Annotated in this window: 26 protein-coding genes and 1 tRNA gene; 17 read left to right on the top strand and 10 right to left on the bottom strand. The window is 54.5% G+C overall.

Going from position 1 to position 21,722, the window contains the following annotated elements; genetic code table 11:
* The first annotated feature begins 299 nt into the window (after nt 1-299).
* The 7 genes from B4O97_RS02145 (at nt 300) to B4O97_RS02115 (ending at nt 4,947) form a co-directional block, all read left to right on the top strand.
* The gene (locus B4O97_RS02145) at nt 300-560 is read left to right on the top strand and encodes a heavy-metal-associated domain-containing protein (protein WP_083047863.1); all 261 of its coding nucleotides are present in this window, start codon (nt 300-302) and stop codon (nt 558-560) included.
* Nucleotides 561-632: 72 nt separating this feature from the next.
* Entirely contained in the window at nt 633-1,370 is a 738-nt protein-coding gene (locus B4O97_RS02140; RefSeq protein ID WP_198946998.1) for a response regulator transcription factor, read from the top strand.
* Entirely contained in the window at nt 1,360-2,763 is a 1,404-nt protein-coding gene (locus tag B4O97_RS02135) for a sensor histidine kinase (RefSeq protein WP_083047861.1), read from the top strand. Before B4O97_RS02140 ends, B4O97_RS02135 begins: the two co-directional genes overlap by 11 nt.
* Nucleotides 2,764-2,795: 32 nt before the next feature.
* Nucleotides 2,796-3,170 carry a NusG domain II-containing protein gene (locus tag B4O97_RS02130; RefSeq protein ID WP_083047859.1) on the top strand — a complete coding sequence of 125 codons (375 nt, stop codon included), beginning with the start codon at nt 2,796-2,798 and terminating at the stop codon, nt 3,168-3,170.
* Nucleotides 3,154-3,696 carry a Gx transporter family protein gene (locus B4O97_RS02125; protein WP_083047857.1) on the top strand — a complete coding sequence of 181 codons (543 nt, stop codon included), beginning with the start codon at nt 3,154-3,156 and terminating at the stop codon, nt 3,694-3,696. Before B4O97_RS02130 ends, B4O97_RS02125 begins: the two co-directional genes overlap by 17 nt.
* A complete protein-coding gene (locus B4O97_RS02120) occupies nt 3,683-4,279 on the top strand; it encodes a hypothetical protein (RefSeq protein WP_083047855.1) in 597 nt (198 codons plus the stop codon). The genes B4O97_RS02125 and B4O97_RS02120 overlap by 14 nt, the downstream gene beginning before the upstream one ends.
* Nucleotides 4,270-4,947 (top strand): HD domain-containing protein, encoded by a 678-nt coding sequence (locus B4O97_RS02115; RefSeq protein WP_083047853.1) that lies wholly within the window; start codon nt 4,270-4,272, stop codon nt 4,945-4,947. The genes B4O97_RS02120 and B4O97_RS02115 overlap by 10 nt, the downstream gene beginning before the upstream one ends.
* Before the next feature lie 12 nt (nt 4,948-4,959).
* Here the strand turns inward: B4O97_RS02115 and B4O97_RS02110 are convergent, their stop codons facing one another.
* Nucleotides 4,960-5,916, bottom strand: coding sequence for a YbgA family protein (locus B4O97_RS02110; RefSeq protein WP_083047851.1), 957 nt, complete (start codon nt 5,914-5,916; stop codon nt 4,960-4,962).
* Nucleotides 5,917-5,979: 63 nt separating this feature from the next.
* Between B4O97_RS02110 and B4O97_RS02105 the strand changes: the two genes are divergently transcribed.
* From B4O97_RS02105 to B4O97_RS02090, 4 genes are all read left to right on the top strand, one after another.
* Nucleotides 5,980-7,617: an FGGY family carbohydrate kinase gene (locus B4O97_RS02105; RefSeq protein WP_083047849.1), complete on the top strand. Its 1,638-nt coding sequence runs from the start codon at nt 5,980-5,982 to the stop codon at nt 7,615-7,617.
* Nucleotides 7,618-7,638: 21 nt separating this feature from the next.
* On the top strand, nt 7,639-8,361 hold the full coding sequence (locus B4O97_RS02100) for a lysophospholipid acyltransferase family protein (RefSeq protein WP_083047847.1): 723 nt from the start codon (nt 7,639-7,641) through the stop codon (nt 8,359-8,361).
* A gap of 7 nt (nt 8,362-8,368) precedes the next feature.
* Entirely contained in the window at nt 8,369-8,743 is a 375-nt protein-coding gene (locus B4O97_RS02095; RefSeq protein ID WP_083047845.1) for a hypothetical protein, read from the top strand.
* Between the two features lie 78 nt (nt 8,744-8,821).
* On the top strand, nt 8,822-9,886 hold the full coding sequence (locus tag B4O97_RS02090) for a diacylglycerol/lipid kinase family protein (RefSeq protein WP_083047843.1): 1,065 nt from the start codon (nt 8,822-8,824) through the stop codon (nt 9,884-9,886).
* Here the strand turns inward: B4O97_RS02090 and B4O97_RS02085 are convergent.
* Nucleotides 9,883-10,887, bottom strand: a complete 1,005-nt coding sequence (locus B4O97_RS02085) for an SDR family oxidoreductase (RefSeq protein WP_083047841.1) — start codon at nt 10,885-10,887, stop codon at nt 9,883-9,885. The two genes, B4O97_RS02090 and B4O97_RS02085, sit on opposite strands and share 4 nt — an antisense overlap.
* A 201-nt stretch (nt 10,888-11,088) precedes the next feature.
* Here B4O97_RS02085 and B4O97_RS02080 point away from each other — a divergent pair, with 201 nt between their 5' ends.
* Together B4O97_RS02080 and B4O97_RS02075 are read left to right on the top strand one after the other, a co-directional pair.
* A complete protein-coding gene (locus tag B4O97_RS02080; RefSeq protein WP_083047839.1) occupies nt 11,089-11,724 on the top strand; it encodes a TetR/AcrR family transcriptional regulator in 636 nt (211 codons plus the stop codon).
* Nucleotides 11,721-12,536: a class I SAM-dependent methyltransferase gene (locus B4O97_RS02075; RefSeq protein ID WP_083047837.1), complete on the top strand. Its 816-nt coding sequence runs from the start codon at nt 11,721-11,723 to the stop codon at nt 12,534-12,536. The genes B4O97_RS02080 and B4O97_RS02075 overlap by 4 nt, the downstream gene beginning before the upstream one ends.
* Before the next feature lie 14 nt (nt 12,537-12,550).
* On the opposite strand, the gene B4O97_RS02070 is transcribed toward B4O97_RS02075, so the two are convergent.
* Genes B4O97_RS02070 through B4O97_RS02045 form a run of 6 tightly spaced genes read right to left on the bottom strand, consistent with a single transcriptional unit; the run spans nt 12,551 to nt 17,778 of the window.
* Entirely contained in the window at nt 12,551-13,780 is a 1,230-nt protein-coding gene (locus B4O97_RS02070; RefSeq protein ID WP_233142877.1) for an aminotransferase class V-fold PLP-dependent enzyme, read from the bottom strand.
* On the bottom strand, nt 13,777-14,091 hold the full coding sequence (locus B4O97_RS02065) for a non-heme iron oxygenase ferredoxin subunit (protein WP_083047835.1): 315 nt from the start codon (nt 14,089-14,091) through the stop codon (nt 13,777-13,779). The genes B4O97_RS02070 and B4O97_RS02065 overlap by 4 nt, the downstream gene beginning before the upstream one ends.
* 1 nt (nt 14,092) lies before the next feature.
* Nucleotides 14,093-15,286, bottom strand: a complete 1,194-nt coding sequence (locus tag B4O97_RS02060; RefSeq protein ID WP_083047834.1) for a SufB/SufD family protein — start codon at nt 15,284-15,286, stop codon at nt 14,093-14,095.
* On the bottom strand, nt 15,283-16,683 hold the full coding sequence (sufB, locus tag B4O97_RS02055; RefSeq protein ID WP_083047832.1) for a Fe-S cluster assembly protein SufB: 1,401 nt from the start codon (nt 16,681-16,683) through the stop codon (nt 15,283-15,285). The genes B4O97_RS02060 and sufB overlap by 4 nt, the downstream gene beginning before the upstream one ends.
* A complete protein-coding gene (gene sufC, locus B4O97_RS02050; RefSeq protein WP_083047830.1) occupies nt 16,676-17,437 on the bottom strand; it encodes a Fe-S cluster assembly ATPase SufC in 762 nt (253 codons plus the stop codon). Before sufC ends, sufB begins: the two co-directional genes overlap by 8 nt.
* A gap of 29 nt (nt 17,438-17,466) precedes the next feature.
* Nucleotides 17,467-17,778, bottom strand: coding sequence for a metal-sulfur cluster assembly factor (locus B4O97_RS02045; RefSeq protein ID WP_083047828.1), 312 nt, complete (start codon nt 17,776-17,778; stop codon nt 17,467-17,469).
* Nucleotides 17,779-17,904: 126 nt separating this feature from the next.
* On the opposite strand from B4O97_RS02045, the gene B4O97_RS02040 reads away from it, so the two are divergent.
* The 4 genes from B4O97_RS02040 (at nt 17,905) to B4O97_RS02025 (ending at nt 20,752) form a co-directional block, all read left to right on the top strand.
* Entirely contained in the window at nt 17,905-18,513 is a 609-nt protein-coding gene (locus B4O97_RS02040) for an NAD(P)H-dependent oxidoreductase (protein ID WP_083047826.1), read from the top strand.
* Nucleotides 18,510-19,112: an NUDIX hydrolase gene (locus tag B4O97_RS02035; RefSeq protein WP_083047824.1), complete on the top strand. Its 603-nt coding sequence runs from the start codon at nt 18,510-18,512 to the stop codon at nt 19,110-19,112. The genes B4O97_RS02040 and B4O97_RS02035 overlap by 4 nt, the downstream gene beginning before the upstream one ends.
* 78 nt (nt 19,113-19,190) lie before the next feature.
* On the top strand, nt 19,191-19,559 hold the full coding sequence (locus B4O97_RS19415) for a hypothetical protein (protein WP_083047822.1): 369 nt from the start codon (nt 19,191-19,193) through the stop codon (nt 19,557-19,559).
* A 107-nt stretch (nt 19,560-19,666) separates the two neighbouring features.
* Entirely contained in the window at nt 19,667-20,752 is a 1,086-nt protein-coding gene (locus B4O97_RS02025; RefSeq protein WP_083047820.1) for a type I phosphomannose isomerase catalytic subunit, read from the top strand.
* Here B4O97_RS02025 and B4O97_RS02020 read toward each other — a convergent pair.
* A complete protein-coding gene (locus B4O97_RS02020; RefSeq protein WP_083047818.1) occupies nt 20,745-21,230 on the bottom strand; it encodes an aminoacyl-tRNA deacylase in 486 nt (161 codons plus the stop codon). The two genes, B4O97_RS02025 and B4O97_RS02020, sit on opposite strands and share 8 nt — an antisense overlap.
* A gap of 385 nt (nt 21,231-21,615) precedes the next feature.
* Nucleotides 21,616-21,687 (bottom strand) — tRNA-Cys (locus tag B4O97_RS02015).
* Nucleotides 21,688-21,722 lie beyond the last annotated feature (35 nt).

Genomic DNA, 21,722 nt, shown 5'->3' with positions numbered 1-21,722 from the left:
CTGCGTGGTTCCGGTGCCTGTGACTCATGAAGCATTGGATAGTTCGGATAGCGTGTGAACGAGAAAGAATGTCCGCGCAGAGTTCGCAGAGGTATAAACCGGGCTGATCACCTGTGCTGCGACAGCTATGCCTTCTCTTTTCAGCGCCCGCTGCGTGGTTCGGGTACCTGTGCCTCAGTATGTGTAGGTTATCCTGGCGTAGGGCGTGAATGTGGGAGGAATAACTGCGCAGAATCCGCAGAGGTGTAATTCGAAAAAAGAGTGTTTTCACTGGAGATAAATCTTAGTATTTTAATCATATGAAAAACGATCTGGAACGAACCAACACCAAGCAGGCTAAACTCAAACTGAGCGGTGCTACCTGCGCTTCCTGTGTTTTTACCATAGAACATGCCGGCCGAAAGGTTCAGGGTGTTGCAGATGTCAATGTTGACGCAAGTAAAGGTGAAATATCCGTGAGCTATGGCGGCAATGCGGGTTCGCTGGAACGGATAAAAGAAATTGTTCATCGCCTTGGCTATTCCGCGGAGATTGACTGGGATACTGTACGCGACGCCTGATCGTCTTCTCCGGGTTTGTCCTTCACATTTTGTTCATATCTGCGTTATATAATAAAAAGCAGGAGGACACGTGTGGAGGAAAATGCCTGTATCCTGGTGGCGGAGGACGAGAAAAAACTCAACCGCATGATGCTCGATTATTTTGCATCCCTGGGGTATCGCGTGGTTTCTGCCTTCGACGGGGTGGAAGCCATGAAACTCTTCCACAGGGAAGGGCCCGATATAGCCATACTTGATGTAATGATGCCCAGGATGGACGGAATAGACGTTACCCGACGCATCCGGGAGTTGTCCTCTATCCCGATCATCATTCTGACCGCCAGGGTAGAGGAACAGGACAAGCTCATTGGACTGGATACCGGCGCTGATGATTATGTTACAAAACCCTTCAGTTTCAAGGAACTAGCCGCAAGGGTACGGGCACAACTACGCAGGGTAGGAATGGCCGAGGTCCGTGCAGGGAACGGGAAGAACGCACCCCTGATGTATCATGGTCTGCAGGTGGATCCTGAATCTCGCCGTGTAGATGTCGACGGAAAACGGGTGGATTTGACCTCTCTCCAGTTTGATCTGCTGAAAGGCATGCTTGAATCTCCTGGACGGGTGTTTACCCGAATGGATCTACTGAGAATAATCCAGGATGATCCCTGGGAGGGCTATGAACGGACCATTGATGTGCATATAAAAAACTTGAGAAAGGTCCTGGAGCCGGATTCACGACATCCACGTTATATTCAGACAGTATGGGGAGTCGGCTACAAGCTGGAAATTTCCAACGAACTTCCGGGGGCCGGGATCAATGAAGCATAGACTCTTCTATACCTTTCTGGCCTTCTTCGCCCTGATTATTTTTCTCGGTGCCGCCGTCAATATTGCCATCGTCGCCTTTTCCACCCACAAGGCGTATACCCGCATGGTGCGGCAGGAGGATAAGCTGCTGGCGGATCAGATGGCCCTGCTTGCGGAAGATTATTATCGTCAGAACGGCACATTGATCGGAATTTCGGAGATCCTCCGTCTGCCCTCCGGATACGGGATGCCCCCAAGCCGCAGAATGATGGATCATTCCAGGATGATGCCCCGAATGGTCCCGCCGGTGCTGGTGCTGGGAGAGGATGGACAGGTATACGCTGATACCCACGGTTTTTTTACCACCAGGGATATACAGGATTTTGAGATTCAGCACGGCACTCCGGTTATGATTGGCAGCCGGACGGTGGGAAGGGTCTTTGTCGGCAGCATGATTGTACCCGCCCTGGATGACCGGGATAACGAGTTTCTTGGACTCGTGGTCCGCTCGGTCCTCGTATCCTCCCTGTCTGTTGCAATTGTGGCGGTTTTTCTCGGAGCCGTGCTGTTCCGGCGAATTGCATCCCCGGTGGAAGCCCTGGCGGCTGCTTCCAGGTCCATTGCCCAAGGTAATCTGCATGCCAGAATCAACATCCATAGATCCGATGAACTCGGCGAGCTTATCGATCAGTTCAACACCATGGCTTCCTCCCTTGAATCCTCGGAAGAGTGGAAGCGGCGGATTATCAGTGATTCAGCTCACGAGCTGCGGACTCCGGTTGCTGTGCTGCAGGGTGAACTTGAGATGATCCTTGAAGGAGTGTATACCCCCGACCGGAAACGGATCGAGAGCCTCTACCGTGAGACGGAGCTCATGTCACGGCTTATCAGTGAGCTGGGGGAACTCGCTGCTGCAGAGGGTGGTCAGATCAGGCTTATCCGGCAGAACTGTTCTCTTGAAGAACTCGCAAGAGAAGCGGCTGAGCCTTTTCTGGTACAGGCTCTTCCCCGGAAGGTCAGCATTCAAATCCCGGATACTGAGGGTATGGAAGTCTTCGGAGATCCCCAGAAGATCATTCAGGTAATCCGTAATCTTGTCGCCAATGCCCTGAAGGTCGTTCCCGACGGTGGACGCATCGATATATATTCTGAAAAAGTCGGGAATGAAGCAGTACTGCGTGTCGATGACTCAGGGGCGGGTATCCCTGAGGAGTACCGGGAGCAGATTTTTCAGCGCTTCTTTCGTCTTGACTCCAGCCGTAACCGGGAAGCCGGCGGAGCCGGGCTGGGGCTTGCCATTGCCAGGAGGATCATGCAGCTTCATGGCGGACGCATCTGGGCGGATGAGGGGAAAAACGGGGGAGCCCGGATTTCAATAGCCCTTCCTTTGTCGGATACCCGGGTATTCTCTTGACCAGTTACCCGCCCATCGGGGTAGTCTAAGCCATGTTTCGATTATCCCTGCGTCCGGGCGACTGGATCGTATTGCTGGTATCCATAATCCTTGTTGTTCTTTTAACCCTGCAGTCCCTGGGCGATCGCGGCGGGACTCCGATTGTCAGGATTGAAGGAGAAGATGAAAGCTGGGTATACCCCCTGGATGCCGATATCGAGGTGGAAGTCGAGGGCCCCCTCGGCCATACCCATGTCCTTATACATGACGGTGCTGTATGGGTTAGTGATTCTCCGTGTACCCAGAAGGTCTGCATCGCTGCGGGGCAGATATCCGCCCCGGGCACCTTTATCGCCTGTCTGCCGAACAGGGTTCTGGTCCGCATAGAAGGAAAACAGGAGGGAGAGGTTGATGGACTTGCATTCTGATCTGCACAAACAACGGATCGATCTGGTCGCCTTCCTGGGGGCCCTGTGTCTCTTCCTGTCGACGGTGGAATATCTGTTCCCCAAGCCGATCCCCTTCATGCGTCTGGGACTCGCCAATCTGCCGATACTGGTTTCTCTTCATCTGCTGCCCTTCCCCTACCTCATGCTTCTGACCCTGGTAAAGGTCGCGGGGCAGGGACTTATAAACGGAACCCTCGCCTCCTACGTATTCATCTTTTCCGTGGCGGGGTCCTACTCGAGTGTACTGGTAATGTATGCGGTTTCCCGCATCAGCGGCAGGTTCCTTTCTCTGGTGGGGGTCAGCCTCGTCGGCTCACTGACCAGCAACGCGGTGCAGGTTCTGCTATCCATCTATTTTATCTTCGGAAAGAATGCCGTCATGATAGCTCCCCTTTTTCTTGGCATCGGTACGGTCAGCGGACTGCTTATCGGGCTGATCGCCGAAGGTTTTGTTGAACGTTCCAGGTGGCACGCCAAGCTGAGGAGGCTCTATGCCCAGGAATGATCACATCTCCGCCATCGTGAAACCGGGCCATCGCTTTGTGTGGGGTTTGCTGCTTCTTCTCTCCTTTCTGTTTATCCAGGGCCTGCTGCCCCGGTTTGCCATGGTAATCCTTTTTGCCCTGATGGCGAGAGCTGCAGGAAAAAGGATAAAATTCTCTTATTTCATTATCCTGACCTCTTCCATAGCTCTTTTTAATCTGCTTACTCCCTGGGGCGAGGTACTCTATTCTCCGGGAGGTTTCGATATTACCCGGGGGGCCCTTATCGCCGGACTGACGAAGGGAATCACCATCAGCGGACTGGTTTTTGTTTCCCTCTTTTCCGTTTCCCGGGACCTCAAACTGCCAGGCAGGTTCGGAAGACTGCTGGGGCGCAGTTTCTACTATTTTGAAAGTCTCTACAGCCATAAACGGAAGATTCACCGACGCAGCTTCTTCTCGGATATAGACGGGATCCTCCTGGATCTGTTTCCTTCGGAGAACGTACCTGACGGGGAGGATCGGTTCAGGAGAACGACACCCCTTGGGGTGCTGGTAATCATGCTGAGTTTCGGCATTACGGGAGCCATTGCCCTATGGATGTAAAAGAGGACGAAAGCGAGGCCATACTCAGGGAGTTCAGAGAGTTCCTGGTCTCTTACCTGCGGGGAAAGTCTACATCCGAGAAACGGGGGTATCCCTGGAAGGACTCCTGGCAGTATATCGTTTCCCATTCCCTGCGGGTGGAATCCTACGCGAAAGAACTGATCGAGCTGGAAGGGGGCCTGTCGGAGAGCGAAGCCCTTATGATCCGTGCGGCGGCCCTGATGCACGATATCGGGTCCCTGGATGACCGGCGACGGCATGCCAAAACCGGTGCCGGAATTGTCGAGAATTTCTGTCGGAACAAAAGCCACATTACAGCCAGGCTGAATGTAAAAACCCTTCTTTCTCTTATCCTGACCCACCAGAAAAAAGACGGTAAGGAAAAGAAGCTTCCCTATGCCATTCTCAAGGACTCGGACATTCTTGATGAACTTGGGGCCATGTCGATTTTCATGATTTCCCACCAGGCAGACCGGGAGCGCTACGACTATTATGCCCAGGTGTTGAAGCTTCTGGAAAGAAATGAGTACGGTTTCTTCAAGAAACAGGAGCAGCGCCTTTCCACCCTGGGGGCACGCAAGATTATGCGGAGGAAGTTCGCCTTCATCAAACAGTTCGCCCTTCATCTGCGGGACGAACTCAAGGGCACGGAAAAGCTGAAACTCTAGGGGAACGGCACGCTAAACATGGGTTCTGAGCTTCATTTCCGTGGGGTGGGGATTCAGGTACCACTGTTTTTCCAGGTACTCGTTCCCGTATTTCCGTACAAAATGATTCAGCATGGTTACCGGTACAATCAGGGGAAAATGACTCTGCCGGTACTGGTCCAGAATTTGCAGGAACTCCTGCTTCTCGTCGGAACTGAGCTGCTTTTTAAAGTATCCCAGGATGTGCTGAAGAACGTTAATGTGTTTCCTTATGGTCCCCAGTTTTGTCATTGCCGACAGCAGCATTCCCAGATACTCGTCAAGAAGCTCATCGAAGTTCCGGTTTCTACCTTCCGCCACCAGTTTCCCCATTCTGCGATACGCCTCGACATCGTGGCTCATGATAAGGAGCTTATGGCGGGTATGGAAATCCACCAGCTCTCCGTAGCCGGTTTTTTTCTTTGCAAAGTCTCTCCAGCGTTTAAAAACAAAGACCCTTTCGATGAAGTTTTCCCGCAGCGCAGGATCATGGAGACGGCCGTCCTCCTCCAGCGGAAGGAGCGGGAAATGGTCCCGGAACATTCCGGCCCAGATCCCGGTGCCGGTATTCCAGACATGATGTCCCTCCGGAGCGTATATCTTCACCCTGAAAAGACCGGAGGACGGGGATTTGCTCTTGAATATATAACCGCACAGGTCTTTTTCCTCCAGTTCCCTGAGCCGTTTCCGGCCCCACCTCATCATTTGCCCTGTCTTGTCCTCCTTCGTCTTATGAGTGATGAGCCGGTAATCGTCGGGTTCCCCCTCCAGGCGCATGGATTCCCGGGGTATCGGCATTCCGCACTCCACCTCGGGACATACGGGAACATAGTCAAAATAGTCTCCCAGGGTCTGCAGAATGAAACGGTCCTTCTTGTGACCGCCGTTGTAGCGGACATTGTATCCAAGCAGGCAGGTACTTATTCCAAGGGGGATTTTCTCGTGGCTCATGTTTAACCTCTTTTCTGATTGTAGCTTTTGGGATTCCCGAAGGCAAATCAAAAGGTATGAAAAATGACAATTGCCCGCCTTGCAGGGCTCTGCTATTATTGCGGAATGGACAGTACCGACTCCAGGCGGGATTTCCGCTGGATTCTGACAATTGATGCAGGAGGTTCCGGTATTCGGGCCACCGCAGTGAATACCGACGGCCAGGCCTTCGCCATGTTCCGCCGGAAGCTCTCTCCCCTGCCGGGCCCTGACGGAGCGGTTGAGTTTGACCCGGAAACCGTCTGGACTATCGTTCTGGAAGCAACAGAAGGTCTTTTCCGGGAGCATCCTGATCTGGGGCAGCCGGATGCGGTTGCGGTGACCGTGCAGCGGGCCACCTTTTGCCTGTGGGAGGAAGGTACCGGAAAACCTGTAACAAAGCTGATCTCCTGGTCGGATGTGCGTTCGATGGAAACGGCTGCCGGCATGAACCGGTCTCTGGTCTGGCGGATAATCCGTCTGGCCGCGGGTATTGCCGGGCGGATTTCCGGAAATGCCTTTCTTCGTACCGCTTCCATGTTGCGTTTTACCACTGTCCATGTTTCCTGCCGGCTGAAGGCACTTCTTGACCGGAACCCCGCCATCCGGGAAGCCTGCAGGGACGGAAGCCTGCGCTTCGGAACCCTGGATACCTGGCTTCTCTATCGTATGAGCGGAGGACGGCAATGGGTTACGGATACCTCAAATGCGGCGGCCACCGGACTCTACAATCCGTTCAAGCTCAAGTGGAACCGCCTGTTCTGCTGGCTTTTTGACATTCCCGTCAGCATCCTTCCCCCTGTACGGGACAGCATTGACGATTTTGGTACCACGGATCCCGAGGTCTTTGTTGGGGTTCAAGCCCCTGTAAAGGCTCTTGTGGGCGACCAGATGGCGGCCCTCTTCGGTCACCGCTGTTTTGATCCCGGAGAGGTGAAGGTCTCCAAGGGATCAGGGAGCTTTGTGACGATTAATGTCGGGTCCAGACCGCGCTTTTCGCCCCGGGGCCTTTTTCCTCTTATCGCATGGTCCATACAGGGAAAGGTAACCTACATGCTGGAAGGGCAGGTAGCCTCGGTAGGTACACTCATCAACTGGCTCTCTTCGGAAATCGGTTTTGCCGATTCTCCCGAGGAGCTCGATGCCCTGGCGGAAGAGGCTGCTGATTCCGGCGGGGTTATCTTTCTTCCCACACCCCTGGGTATACGATTCCCCTATTTCCGTTCGGGAATGCGCTGCGCCGTGTTCGGTCTGGGCCTGGGAACAAAGCGCTCCCAGATTGCCCGGGCCATGTATGAAGGAATCGCCTTCCGGGTTCGTGAGATTATTCAGGGTATAGAAAAGGATCTTGGGGTAGAGGTCAGGCAGCTGAAGGTCGATGGAGGCGTCAGCCGTTCGACGATTCTCATGCGGCTGTTGTCCGCTTCCTGTGGCATTCCTGTTCTGCGTTCCCCTGAACTGGAACTCAGCAGCGTCGGGGCAGCCTGTATGGCAGGCCTGGGTGCCCTCTGGTGGAGCAGCGAAGATGAACTGCGGGATATCCCCCTGCAGTACGAAGTTTTTTCCAATCCCCGGGAAGAGGAGCTTTTCGACAGGGAGTATCCCAGGTGGCGTCTCGCGGTTCATCTTGCCCATCGCTACAGTGGCGGAAGCCGGAGGTGCCCTAACTTTACAGATACCTGAAAAGGGGGTAATATCGCCGGTATGGTCCGATCAGTTCTTTTTCTGCTGCTGTATTTTGTTGTAACGACCCTCATGTTCCCCGTGGCCCTGTTTTCGGTAATTTTCAGGGTCTTTCGTCTGCACAGGCTTGAGCGGCGCTATATCAATCTGATGGCTTCTTTTCTGTCCTGGTTCTATATTATCGCCGGCGGGGCAAAGGTGGAGATCAAGGGCAGAGAAAACACCGCAGGACTCCTGGATAAGGCCGTCTGTGTGGTCAGCAATCATCAGGGAATTGCGGACATACCGGTAATTGTACATTCCCTTCCGTTTTATGTCGGGTTCATTGCCAAGAGGGAGCTCCTTTATTTTCCCTGGGTGGGGATAATGATGTGGGCTATCCGTTGTGTACCCATCAAGCGCAGCAGTCCCCGTTCCGCCATCAGGGCAATAGAAAAGGGTGTACAAAATATTAAAAACGGTTTTCCCATGCTGATTTTTCCCGAAGGAACCCGGAGCCGCGGGGATAAAATGAATGCCTTTAAAAAAGGGAGCCTCAAGCTTGCAACCCGCTCCAGAGCCAGCATCCTTCCGGTTACCGTCCAGGGGACCTATCATGCCCTGGAGGAGAAGGGAAGACTGACCCCTGCCTCCATTTCCATCACCTTCCATGAGCCCATCGATACTTCCGCAATGGACAAGGAAGAACTGTCGTCCTTGCATGAGCGGGTGGAGTCGGTTATCCGTTCAGGACTGAAGGAGTAGTCACATAATGCTCGTCGAGATACCTGAAACCCGCCAGATCCCCGGAGAAGGATTCCGGCGCTGGTTTTCCGACGAGAAGATGGACCTCATTGTCTGGTACCGCCGGGAAGGCGGTGCGCTTATCGGTTTTCAACTCTGCTACGACAAAAACGACAGGGAGGAGGGAGAGAAGGCCCTCACCTGGACCGAAGAAGAAGGCTATCGTCTCGATAAGGTGGATACCGGAGAGGATCGGGGCTACACCTATAAGGAGGCTCCCGTTCTGGTGAAAGACGGAGTGTTCGATTCCGGCAGGATCATCCGGGATTTCAAGGAAGCCTCAGCCTCACTGGAACTCCCCTTAAAGGCCTTTGTCCTGGAGATCCTGTCCAAATATTCCTGAACTCCTGTTAAAGATCGGTTAAATCGTTCCCGGACGGATGGTTTGCTGCCGCTGTTCTGATTATATTGGAATACGGGTATGCAGGCGTTTAAGAATGCGGTTTTTCTTATAAACCCGAACCGATTCCCGGGCTATGCGCGGAAACTGAAGAAAATCCTTCGGATCTATAAAGCCTCCCATATCGTGGAGTGCAGAAGACCGGAGGATTTTCGCAGGGAGGTCGAAGCCTTTGCCGCCGGGGAAAAACGCTTCCTTCTGATATGGGGCGGAGACGGAACGGCGAACCTGGCCATTAACGCCTATATGTCCGCACACCGAAGGATATCCACAACAAGCAAGGCCCTTGGTTTCCTGCGCGGGGGCAGCGGAAACGGTATTCAGGATTCCTATGAGGTCCCGGTTTCGATACGGGCTCAAATCCGCTCCTATCTGGAAGGCATGGAACGGGAATATATTCAGCCCGTGGACCTTATCCGTGCAGACGACGGAAAAGCATCGCTGTACTGTCAGCTGCTTGGAATCGGGCTCGATGCCAGGGTGCTGGAATACAGGGAAGGGGCCGGGCGCGGCCGTCCCGGAATGATGAATTATATTGCCGCTTCCCTGCAGTCATGGTACCGGGATTTTTCTCTCCTGCAGGATACAAAAATCCTGGAAATGGAAGATGGGAAGTACGCCTTCAAGGGCCCCAGGAGCAATGCTGAATTTCCCTTTAAGCACTTTACACGAGAAACCCGTTCTCCCCTCATCGAGATTGCCACCCGCCCGTATTACGCGAAAATGTTCAAGATAGCCCCTGATGTTGTCTGCAACAGCGGTTTCATGGATATCTACAGCTTCAATTTTATCCATCGCCGGGAGATCCTGTCGAACATCTTTGATATATGGAATGGCTGGCATCGCAGGATAAACCGGCAGCGGGCCAAAAGAGACCGGCCGGTGATAGAACGCTATGAGGTCAGACAGGTGAAACTGATGAAGCGGGAGCCCTTTGCCTACCATGCGGATGGCGAACTCCGTCGTTGTGATAATCCCGCAGTGGAAGGGCGCTACACCTTGCACTGCTCCATTGTTCCCTCGGCGGTGAATTTTCTGGTTCCCGGGAGTTTCTACCGCAAGTTCCACCCTTTTGAGGATCTTTAAGCTCCTGCAAATCCTTGAAGATAGGTGCTTATCATCCTGTCCATCAGGGCGTCCTTCGCTGTATCGATGATCTTCTTCTCCGGATGTGCCTCCAGGTACACCACGGAACGGCGGATTCCCCGGGCATAGGAGATCCGGGGCTGGAAATCGGGAACGGCCGCTTTAATCTTGCTGTTGTCGAAGATCACGCTGTAACTCTTGTCGCCCCTGAGCCCGGGACCGAACTCAGGAGCCTCCTGTTCGATAAAATCCAGGGGCAGGTGAATTATATCAGCCTTCACCCCCAGGGCAGACGCCAGCAGCTGGTGAATCCTGTCCCAGGTCAAAAGCTCGTCGGAGGTTATATGATAGGCCTCTCCCAGGCTATTAGGATTTCCGACGAGTCCCGCGAAACCGACGGCGAAGTCCTCGGCGTGGGTCAGTACCCAGAGACTCTGACCGTCACCGTGAACGGGTATCTTCCTGCCTTCGAGCATGCGGGCGGCCGCAGTATAATCCCTGGAACCGAAGCTTGAGATAATCCAGCTTTCTCCGTAGGTATGGGAGGGGCGTACGACGGTTGCCGGAAATCCCGTTTCCTCCCAGGCCCGGAAAAGCTCCCGTTCACAGAGAATCTTGAGCTGTGAGTAGTCCCAGTAGGGATTAATAAGGGGCGTCGATTCTGTAATCACCGGCTGCAACGGGGGCTTCCGATAGGCAGACGCGGAACTTATATAGATATACTGTCCGGTTTTTCCGGTAAAGAGGCGAATATCCCGCAGGACCTGTTCGGGTCGAAAGGCAATCCAGTCCACCACAACATCGAAGCTTTCCTTTTCCAGAGCCTGAGTCAGGGCTGCCTCGTCGTTTACATCGCAGTGTATGCTCCGGACCTTGCCCTCGGGAAAATCCGGTGTGCTGCTTCCCCGGTTGAGATGGACAAGCTCGACTCCGCGACGCAGGAGTTCCCGCGAGCAGGGAGTGGATATGTTGCCGGTGCCGCCGATAAAAAGAACCTTCATGGGTATCCTCCTGGAATCTCAGGGTTTATGATGAGTGTACGGCATTGCTGCAGGTCATGCAAGAAAAGTCTTCTCTCTTCATGGAGCACAGCACTTCTACCCGGCTGTATATTTCAAGAATAAATACTTTGACTGTTACCGGTTCCAGGATTATAATAGACTAGCAATGCTAGTCTATCTCATCGGGGGAGAATACCTGGAATGGGAAAATCCAATCGAGAAAAGATTTATCAGACAGCCTGTTCACTATTCTCCGAATACGGCTATAAAAATGTCTCTATACGGGATATTGCATCGAAGATACACATCAGGGCCAGTTCGATCTATAACCATTTCCCGGAAAAAGCCGCTATTCTGGATGAAGTAGTACTGCGGTTCAGTCAGGATCTCAGAGCCCTGGGCATGAATGATGTTCCTGAAAATCTTGATGACTTGCTGATCAGGAACGGTCCTGAAGCGGTGCTATCGGACCTGATGCTTGCACCTGTTGATCTGCTTCAGAATGAGAAGTTTTTTGTTCCTGTTCGGATTGTAACCAGGGGACAGTATTTTCACGAGGGCATTCGTGATTTTCTGTATAATGAGTTTTTTTCACGACCACGGAAGCTGGTAACTCTGGTTTTGGAGCGGGTAAGGATGCTTGGATGGCATTTTGACTGCTCCACCGATTTTCTCACCGCCGAATTGCTGGCCCCCGTGGCGGCGAACTTTTATGAACGAAGTCTTCAGAAAGAGAACAGACATTTCGATTCCGGGCGGATTCGCGATGCCCTCAGACATCATGTGTGCTTTATCTGGCGTGCCGCTTCGATGGAGAGTGTCGGGGAGGAACCATGACAGAGGATGCAGCTTCTGCATTGAGAGGAGTGGAAAAAACCATGCTGCTTCCGCTCTGGGGGCGGTATTCAGAGAGTATCAGGGAACATGGTCTGCTGCATGACAGTGAATGTGTTCGATTGGTTGAATCTCTGGGAATCGACTTCTCGGTTATTTCTTCGGAGCAGCTCAGTATGAGCCGCCTGGCCTGGGTGGCCAGGGCCCTCAATGTGCTGCGTGAACTGAGGAGTATAAGCGAAAAGGGTGGTGATTTAACGATACTCAATCTTGGCTGCGGACTGGATACGGCCTTCCATGGCTTCGTATCGGATTCCGTTCGCTGGTATGATATAGATTTTCCAGGGGTAATAGCGTTGAAAAAACGGCTTTTTCCGGAATCCGACCGCTACAGGCTTATTCCGGGTTCTGTCCTCGAGGAAAGCACCTATCGGAGGATTGAAATCCAGGGCAGGCCTGTGGTCCTGGCTGTCGGGCTCCTCTACTATTTCAATGCTGATGAAGTTGCACAGCTACTGGAGATCATTGCCCGTCGCATCGGTCAGGCTGCAATGATTCTGGAATACTGTTCCGCCAGGGGACTCGAGATGGGTAACCGTCTGGTTCTGAAAAACTCTTCGGATTCTGTCATGAAGTGGTCCATTGAAAGCGCGGATGAACTATACACCCTTTCAAAAGCGGTTCGCGGGGTTGAGTCCTATCCTCTGTTTCAGCATGTTATTCCTCTTCTCAACGGGGAGGAGGCCCGGCAGGCGGAGCTGTCCGATCGGCTGGCCATAATGTCCTTTGCAAAGCTGTTACTGCAGCGTATCTGAATCGGACGCTGGACTCAGGCCAGAAAGCGGCGGGTCTCCTGCAGAGCTTCCACCAGCCTGTCCAGTTCCGATTCCCGGTTGTAGACCCCGAAGCTCGCCCGTAAGGAACCCTCCAGGCCGAAACGGCGATGCAGGGGCTGTGCACAGTGGTGTCCCGAGCGCAGGGCAAAGCCTTTCCTGTCCAGGATCTGGGCCGCGTCGTAGGGGTGAATCCCGTCCATGGTAAATGAGACGAGTCCGGTTCGTGTTCCTTCCGGGGCGGGGAGCATTTTTATCCACGACAGCTCGGCAAGGCGGGATCGCAGGTATTCGGTAAGATACTCTTCCTTGTCCGAGATGAGCCGTATATCCCGCCGCTCCAGCCACTCCAGGGCAGCACCTGTTCCGGCAGCCCCGGCAATGTTGGGGGTTCCTGCTTCAAACTTGTAGGGCAGGGTATTCCAGGTGGATCCATCCAGCTCCACTGTATCGATCATATCTCCTCCGCCCCGCCAGGGGGGCAGCCGCTCCAGCCACTCCTCTCTGCCGTAGAGCACCCCGATTCCCGTGGGGCCGTAAACCTTGTGCGCCGAGAATACAAGAAAATCCGCCCCCAGCGCCTGAACATCCACGGGGAGTCGGGGAATGCTCTGGGCGGCGTCCACCAGCACAGGGATCCCCTCTGCATGGGCTCGCCCGATAATCTCTTTCACGGGATTTATCGTTCCCAGCACGTTGGAAATATGGGTGAGGGCTAAAACAGCCACATCCGGGTTTAGTTTCTCATCGAGTCTGTTCAGGTCCAGTGAGCCGTCATCTGCAAGGGGTATGAAATCAAGCTCAGCCCCGCTGCGTTTCGCCGCCAGCTGCCAGGGAACCAGATTCGCGTGGTGTTCCATCTCGGTAAGGAGAATCCTTTTTCCGGGACCAAGGAGTGACTCCCTGAAAACGGAAGCCACCAGGTTGATGGCGTCGGTTGTTCCCCCTGTGAAGATTACCTCCTCCCGTTTTCGGGCGTTGAGAAACTTCTGTACCTTCCCCCGGGCCCCTTCGTAGGCCTCGGTGGCGGCTTCGCCCAGGCTATGGATTCCCCGGTGTACGTTGGCGTTCTCCTGTCGATAATACCTGTCTATCCGCCGGATGACGGACTCGGGTTTCTGGGTTGTAGCACCGCTGTCCAGGTACACTATGTCCGGATGGTTTCGCAGCACGGGGAATTCATACCGGATGTCCGTTTCCGTGAGTTCCATGAGGGTCTGTCTCATTCAGCGGCCTCCATGTCGATGTAAACCATCCCGTCTTCGACCCGGACGGGGTAGCTCCCCACCGGAACCATGGCGGGAAAGGAGCGTACCTGCCCGTTTCGGATATCGAAGCGTGAACCGTGTTTGGGGCAGTAAACCTCTCCGTCCCAGATCTCTCCCTCTGAAAGGCGGGAATACTCATGGGAACAGATATCGTCCAGGGCGTAGATACCGTCTTCCAGGCGGAAAAGGGCAAAGGGCTTTCCGTCAATCTCCACCCGGGTGCTGTTGCGGAAACCGTCTTCTTTTACGGCGGGTTTCCATTCGGCCATATCAATCCTCTCCGGCACTGAAAATGGGATGTTTAAGGAGACGCTCCCGAACCGATTCCGCCACAAGCTCGGGAAGTTTTCCCAGGGCGTCGTCGTAGAAGCTCCACAAAAGCAGCCGCTTTGCCTCATCGCTGCTGAATCCCCGGCTCTGGAGATAGAAAACCTGTTCAGGGTTTAGCTTTCCCGTGGTGGAACCGTGGGTACATCGTACATCGTTGTTCAGGATCTGCAGGGAGGGGATGGAATCCGCCCTGGCCCCGTCTTCGAGAAGCAGGTTCTTGTTGGAGAGGTAGGCATCGGTCCTGACGGCCCCGGGTTCGACGCGGATCAGTCCCTGGAATATGGTGCGGCCCCCCGGCAGCAGGGCTCCCTTGTACAGGCTGTTGCTGCTTCCGTAGGGCTCGGCGTGGCGCTGGACGGGGCGCAGGTTCTTGTGCTGAGCCCTGGCAGCGGCGTAGAGCCCGGTAATATCAACCTGAGCACCCTCTCCCAGGGTGCTGAAGACCGGGGCGCTGACGCTCAAGGCGGCTCCCAGATCGATTTCGGAAAAGGTGAATTGTCCGTCCCGGTCTATTGAGGCGGAATGAAAGCCGAAATGCTTCGAGTTCAGGGAGAGATCCTGGATTGCAGCTGCTTTGACCCTGCTGCCCCTGCCGACTTCAAAGTGAAAACCCGCTGTGCGCAGGGTTTCGCTGCCGTCAGCATCCTCCAGGATTATATACACCTGGGCGCTGCTGTTCTCTTCCGCCATAATGCGGCCGAAAAGCGCCTCGTGGGTTCCCGGGTCTCCTCCGGCAAAACGCAGAACCATGGGCTCCTCGATGTGTACCCCCGCGGGGATGCGCAGGGTGAAACCGTTGTTGATCCTGCTGTAGTGAAAGGCCTCCACCCGGTCCCGGCTTCCCGAGGCATGGGATACAAGGGTGGAAACTACATCCCCGGAGAGATCCTGCTCTCCCTTTCCGCCGTTAAAGGTTACCAGTTCGAATCCTTCAGACCGGGGCAGCTCGGTCTGAACCTCTGAGGAGTCCGGTTTGAAGGACTCGAAGTCTATGCCTGAGACATCGGTTCTGCGCCACATCTCGTCGGAAGGGCCGGGCCACTCGAGCTCTGCAAATCGACGTTCCCCCTCTTTACGAACTGCATGTACGGATCGCGTTGTCTGTACCAGGCTGTTTCCTCTGTCGTGTTTCATCCTACCGAGCCCTCCATTTCGAGTTCTATCAGTCTGTTTAATTCCACCGCGTACTCCATGGGGAGTTGCTTGACCAGGGGATCCAGAAAGCCGTTGACGATCAGCCCAGAAGCCTCTTCCTCATCGAATCCCCTGCTCTGCAGATAGAAAAGCTGGTCCTCGCCGATACGGCTTACCCGGGCTTCGTGTTCGATGGAGACGTCGTCGGATTCAATCTCCATATAGGGATAGGTGTTGGTTGCGCTCTCGTCGTTCAAGAGCAGGGCGTCACATACGACCCGGGACTTAACGTTTTTCAGGCCCGGGGCTACCTTCAAAAGTCCCCGGTAGCTCGCGATTCCAGAACCCTTGCTGATCGACTTCGAGGTGATGGTGGAAGTTGTATTTGAGGCCATATGAACCATCTTGCCTCCCGTGTCCTGTTCCTGGCCGGTTCCGGCAAAGGCAATGGAGAGCACCTCGCCGTGGGCACCCTCTCCCATCAGGTAGACCGAGGGGTATTTCATGGTGCGTTTGGAGCCGATGTTGCCGTCCACCCACTCCACGGTGGCGTTTTCGTGGGCCACGGCACGCTTGGTTACCAGGTTGTAGACGTCGGTGGACCAGTTCTGGATTGTGGAGTATCTGACTCGCGCTCCCGGGAGGGCGATTATCTCCACCACGGCGCTGTGAAGGGAATCGGTGGTGTAGACAGGGGCGGTGCAGCCCTCTATATAGTGAACGAAGCTGCCCTCGTCTGCGATTATCAGGGTACGCTCGAACTGTCCGAAGTTTTCCAGGTTGATCCGGAAATAGGCCTGCAGGGGGATATCCACCTTTACCCCTTTGGGGACGTAGATAAAGCTTCCCCCGGACCAGACCGCGGAGTTAAGGGCGGCGAACTTGTTGTCCCCATAGGGAACCACGGTCCCGAAGTACTTGCGGACGATCTCCGGGTGTTCCCGGACAGCGGATTCGGGATCGGAAAAGATGACCCCTTTTGCCTCCAGTTCCTTTTTCAGGTTGTGGTAAACCACCTCGGAGTCATACTGGGCACCCACCCCGGCAAGAAACTTGCGCTCCGCCTCGGGGATGCCGATGCGGTCGTAGGTCTCCCGGATCGATTCCGGCAGATCCTCCCAGCTTCGGCTCTGCTTGTCGGTAGGCCGGGCGTAGTAGACGATCTCGTCGAAATCAATGGCCTTCAGGTCTGCGCCCCAGTTGGGCATGGCTTTCCGCCGGAAGGCCTCCAGTGCCCGAAGCCGGTAGTTGAGCATCCACTCGGGCTCCTCCTTCTGGCGGGAGATCTGCCGTACCACCTCTTCGGAAAGGCCTTTTCCGGTGGTATAAACGGAAGAATCGGGAAAGTTGAAACCGAAACGGTAATCTTCTATATCTACATTGGGAGTATCAGCCATGGCTTACCTCCTCCCCGTGTTCTTCCCGGACCCAGTCGTAACCCTGGGCTTCCAGGGTTGCCGCAAGCTCTCCGCCTCCGGAGACGACGATCCGGCCGTTATACATGACATGCACAAAGTCGGGTTTCAGATAATCGAGGATACGCTGATAGTGGGTAATAACCAGGGAACCAAAGTCGGGACCTGAAAGCCGGCGTACACCCCGGGATACTATCTTGAGGGCATCGATGTCGAGACCCGAGTCGGTTTCATCCAGGACCGCGAAGACCGGCTTGAGGGTAAGCATCTGAAGGATCTCCATGCGCTTTTTTTCGCCCCCGGAGAAGCCCTCGTTCAGGTAACGGTTGATAAAATTCTGATCCATCTCAAGAAAATCCATGGTTTCCCGGAGTTCCCTGATAAAGCTGGAAACCTTGAGTTTTTCCTCCCCGCTGCGGAGCTCCGCCGCACGTTTCAGGAATTTTCCCACCGTAAGACCGGGAATTTCCACGGGATACTGGAAGGCCAGGAAAAGCCCTGCCAGGGACCTCTGGTCCGGTTCCAGGTCGAGGAGTTCGTGGCCGTCCAGCCTGACCGAGCCTCCGGTTACCTCGTATTTTGGATGCCCCATCAGCACGTTTGCCAGGGTACTTTTTCCCGATCCGTTGGGTCCCATGAGGGCATGGGTCTCCCCGGTTCTTACCGTCAGATCTATTCCCTTGAGGATGGGCTGATTTTCTATTGATGCGTGCAGATCGCGGATAACAAGTTCCATATGCAGTCTCCTGTGTGCAGATTTTCAGCTTATATCGGATAACCCAGTTCAAGCCGGGCAGCCTCGCTCATGCGTTCCATATTCCACGGGGGATTCCAGATTATCGTGGCGCCCACCGGAAGGCCCGTAGCCTCCGTGACGACACGTACAATCTCGCTCTGAATCAGGTCCCCCACCGGACAGCCGGGGTAGGTCAGGGTGAACTGGATGGAAATTCCCCTGTCGTCTCCTTCTTCATCGATCTCGATACCGTAGATCAGGCCAAGGTCGACAATATTTATTCCCAGCTCCGGGTCAATTACATCCATCAGCGCGTCCAGCACGGTGCTCTCGTGAATCATACCGATAATACCTTACAAAAAAAATCAGTTAATTATTAGATAAGATACCGAGAGAATCAAAAACAGTCAAACCAAAAAAGAGCGGCAAGCTTGAATAAGGACTGCCTCCGGGGGTAGGCTTGAGGCATGAAGAATTCGGTCCTTATTATCCTTGCTCATCCCAACACATCCTCCTTTTGCGGAACCGTGGCCGCGGTTCTTGCCGAAGCTGCCGGAAAGACGGGAGCCGGGGTTTCAATCCTGAATCTCTACGAGGAGAAGTTCGATCCGGTACTGAGTTCTGACGAGACAGTCCGGCGCTTCAGCTTTGATGAAACAGTCCAGCGTCACCAGAAGCTTCTGAGCGAGGCCGGGCTGATTGCCTGGGTGCATCCGGACTGGTGGGGAACCCCTCCGGGGATCCTCAAAGGCTGGCTTGACCGGGTTTTGCAGCCGGGTTTCGCCTTCAGTTTTGAGGAGGACTCAACGGGGAGGTTTCGGCGGATCCCCCTTCTGAAAAAGAAAATGGCCCTGACGGTGATTACCTCCGACGCCGACGCTTCCGAGCCGATACCGGCGGTGGATATGTGGCAGAGGAGGGTCTTCCACTACTGCGGATTCGGTCCTGCGGAGGTTCTGATCCTCCCGGAAACCCGGGGAAGCGATTATACTGAGCGGAAGGAGTTTCTTGACGCCTGTGCCGAGACCCTGAAGCGTCTTATGGCATCAGAAGACGAAAGCGGAGCTTCCCTATGACCTGGGTGCAGCCGGATGAGCACCACCACTGGAAGGAGATCCAGCGCCGGGTAGTCGCAAAGACCCCCATTTTTACCCTTTCTGCCGCGAAACGCAGGGACGGGGAGGCAAAGGAAGGGGAGTTTGTGCTGATCGAGGCTCCCGAATGGGTAACCATCATTCCCGTACTGGAAAAAGCCGACGGAACCCGGGATTTTCTTATGGTACGACAGTTCCGACACGGGTCCGGGGAGCTGACCGTGGAGTTCCCCGCCGGCGCAGTGGATCCGGGGGAGGATCCGGCAGATGCCGCCGCCCGGGAGCTTCTGGAGGAGACGGGCCATCGTGCGGATGAGTTTGTCTGCATCGGCTCCATCAACCCCAATCCAGCCTTCATGACAAACCATACCCATACCTTTGTGGCCCTTGGTCTCCAGGGCGGTACGGAACAGAGCCTGGACCTTCATGAAAGAGTGGAGTTCGCGCCTGTTCCCGAGAAGGAGGTGTTCGAGAAGATGGGGACAGGGGAATACGGCAACGGGGTAATGCTGATGGCTCTTGCCTATTACCGGCGCTGGCGGAAAAACCTGGAAAGCGGTTCACCCGGAAGGGTGCTGTAAGTATATTAGAATATAGAGGGCTGCTGTATCGACTGGTCTGGAACTCAAGCTGATGGATCCGATTCAAGGAGGCAAAGAATGAGTTACAAAGCCACTCAGAATCTGCACGAAGTAGAAAAAGAGTTTTTCAGCAAGTTCAGAAACCGTGTTACCAATTCAAAAAAAGTTGATGATTTACGCCGCGCCTTTACCATCAGTGTGGCGGATCTTCTTGGAACTCTCCTCCATGAGGAGATCTCTCTGGATGGAGAGGATGTCAGCTTCAGTCCCGAAAAAAAGGACCATTACAGGATCAGCGAGGAGTTCAAGGGCTCTCCGCCTGTTTTTGAAATACTGAATGATCCGGAGATACGGCAAATCCTGAAAAAAGCCGCACAAACCGCGCATCACCGGTATCTTCATTTAAAGAAGCATCCGGAAAAAACAGAACTGAAAATCCGTAACTGATGTGACGGGTTCTTCCTTTTTCCCTGCAGTTCAGGCCTGAGCCGCATTCCATCTTTGCAGCATATCGGCTATTCTGATTTCAGGAACCACAATCCGGGAGAAGAGTTGTGACAATTGCAGAGAAACCACTGGCGGTGGACCCGACGCGGGTCTGGCGTACATATGTCGGCGGCAGGATACTGGACACGGTCTATGGAAAGGAGAATCCCGGGGACGGTGAGTTTCCCGAATCATGGCTGGCCTCGGTGGTCAGCGCCCGGAATCCCGGGCGGGAGCACATCGACGGGGAAGGCTTGAGTTTTGTTTCGAAAGATGCCGGGACAGAAACGAAAAGCCTGAAGAGCCTTATAGAGCAGGATCCCGCCGCTTTTCTGGGAAAACGCCACGTGGATCGTTTCGGAAGCGACCCCGCCCTGCTCGTCAAGCTCATCGACTCCGCCGAACGTCTTACCATTCAGGCCCATCCCACCCGTAAGGACTCCCTGCGTTATTTTAACTCTCCCTTCGGGAAGAGCGAGTTCTGGGTTATTCTGGGTGGACGGGAGATCGACGGCCAGAAGCCGTATGTGCTCTTTGGTTTCAAGCCCGGTATAACACGGGAAAAGTGGCGTCGTCTTTTTGAAGCCCAGGATATTCAGGGAATGATCGATGCCCTGCATAAAATCCCGGTACAGCCCGGTGATGTAATGGCCGTCCCCGGCGGCGTGCCCCATGCCATCGGTCCCGGGTGTTTTCTTCTGGAAGCCCAGGAACCCACGGATTTTACCCTGCGTCCCGAACGCATTACCCCCAAAGGCCGGGTTCTTCCGGAGGAGGCATGTCATCTGGGTGCCGGTTTTGAATCCATGCTGGATATGTTCGATTACACCCCGTATACGCCGGAGGAGCTGCGGGGGCGCTTTATCGGATCATGCCCCCTGGACGAGTCAGGTGAAACCTGTCTGCCCCTGACCGTGCCGGCCATGGGCATGCCTTTCCGGGTGAACTACCACGCAGTTCCCGGAAAAGGAGAGCTCAACTCAGACGGAGGCTTTGCCGTGGTCCTCTGTCTGGAAGGGGAAGGCAGCCTGGGGGACGTGCCTGTCGGTCCCTATACGGCCCTTTTTGTTCCCGCCGGGGCGGTGAACAGGGTAATAGAGACCTCTTCGGGAAAACCCCTGAAGCTGCTGGAATGCCTGCCGGAGGCTACATAATAAAGGGCCTGAAGCGACGTCGATGAATATTCGCAACCCGCGGATGGACCAGCCGTTTATAGTCCGCCGCCGATATTCTTAGGGCCTCCGTGTGGTTTCCGGCGTTGAAGGTGATGGTATCGTCCTTCATCAGATCGGAATCCGCAATCACCGGCAGATGGTACAGGTTCCCGAAGGGGGGCATGGCTCCGACGCTGCAGTCGGGAAACATGTAGGAGAACTCCTCCTCGTGGGCAATAGAGGCTGACTTCGATCCGGTAAGCTGCTTAAGCCGTTTAAGGTCGACCTTGTAGTTTGCAGGCAGCACCGTCATGACGGGATCCCCGTCGAGCATTACCACTACGCACTTGGCGAATTCCTTACCCTTCACGTGGGCTGAGGCTGCAGTTTCCTGGGCGGTGTAGTTTTCAAAATGGTGGGCCGTTTCGTAGTGAACATGGTTCTGATTGAGGAACTCAATCAACTTTTCGCTTGGCATACTCGTACTCTCCTTTTGGTATGGGATGGACCTAAGAAAAGGAGATGCGTATCTGAAGGCTGTGATTCAACTCTTCCTTGTTATAATTTATCCAAAACCGGAGCCAATGGCAAAGAACGGTAAAGGATGTACCGGCTTAAATTGAGCATAAAGGCCCGAGCGGATAGCCGGAGGCTACCGCCTTGCAGGAATGATGAAAGGCCCGCTGTTGCGGGCCTTGAATATAGAGGCGCCGAGCGGATAGGCCTATGGCCGCCCGCCTTGCAGGAATGATGAAAGGCCCGCTATTGCGGGCCTTGAATATAGAGGCGCCGAGTGGATAGGCCTATGGCCGCCCGCCTTGCAGGAATGATGAAAGGCCCGCTGTTGCGGGCCTTGAATATAGAGGCGCCGAGCGGATTCGAACCGCTGCATAAAGGTTTTGCAGACCTCTCCCTTACCACTTGGGTACGGCGCCGTAATCAGGTGCAAAAGATACCAAAACCCGATTGG

It is taken from the genome of Marispirochaeta aestuarii, assembly GCF_002087085.1.
GTDB lineage: Bacteria > Spirochaetota > Spirochaetia > JC444 > Marispirochaetaceae > Marispirochaeta > Marispirochaeta aestuarii.
This window is presented reverse-complemented; position numbering and strand designations above follow the sequence as displayed.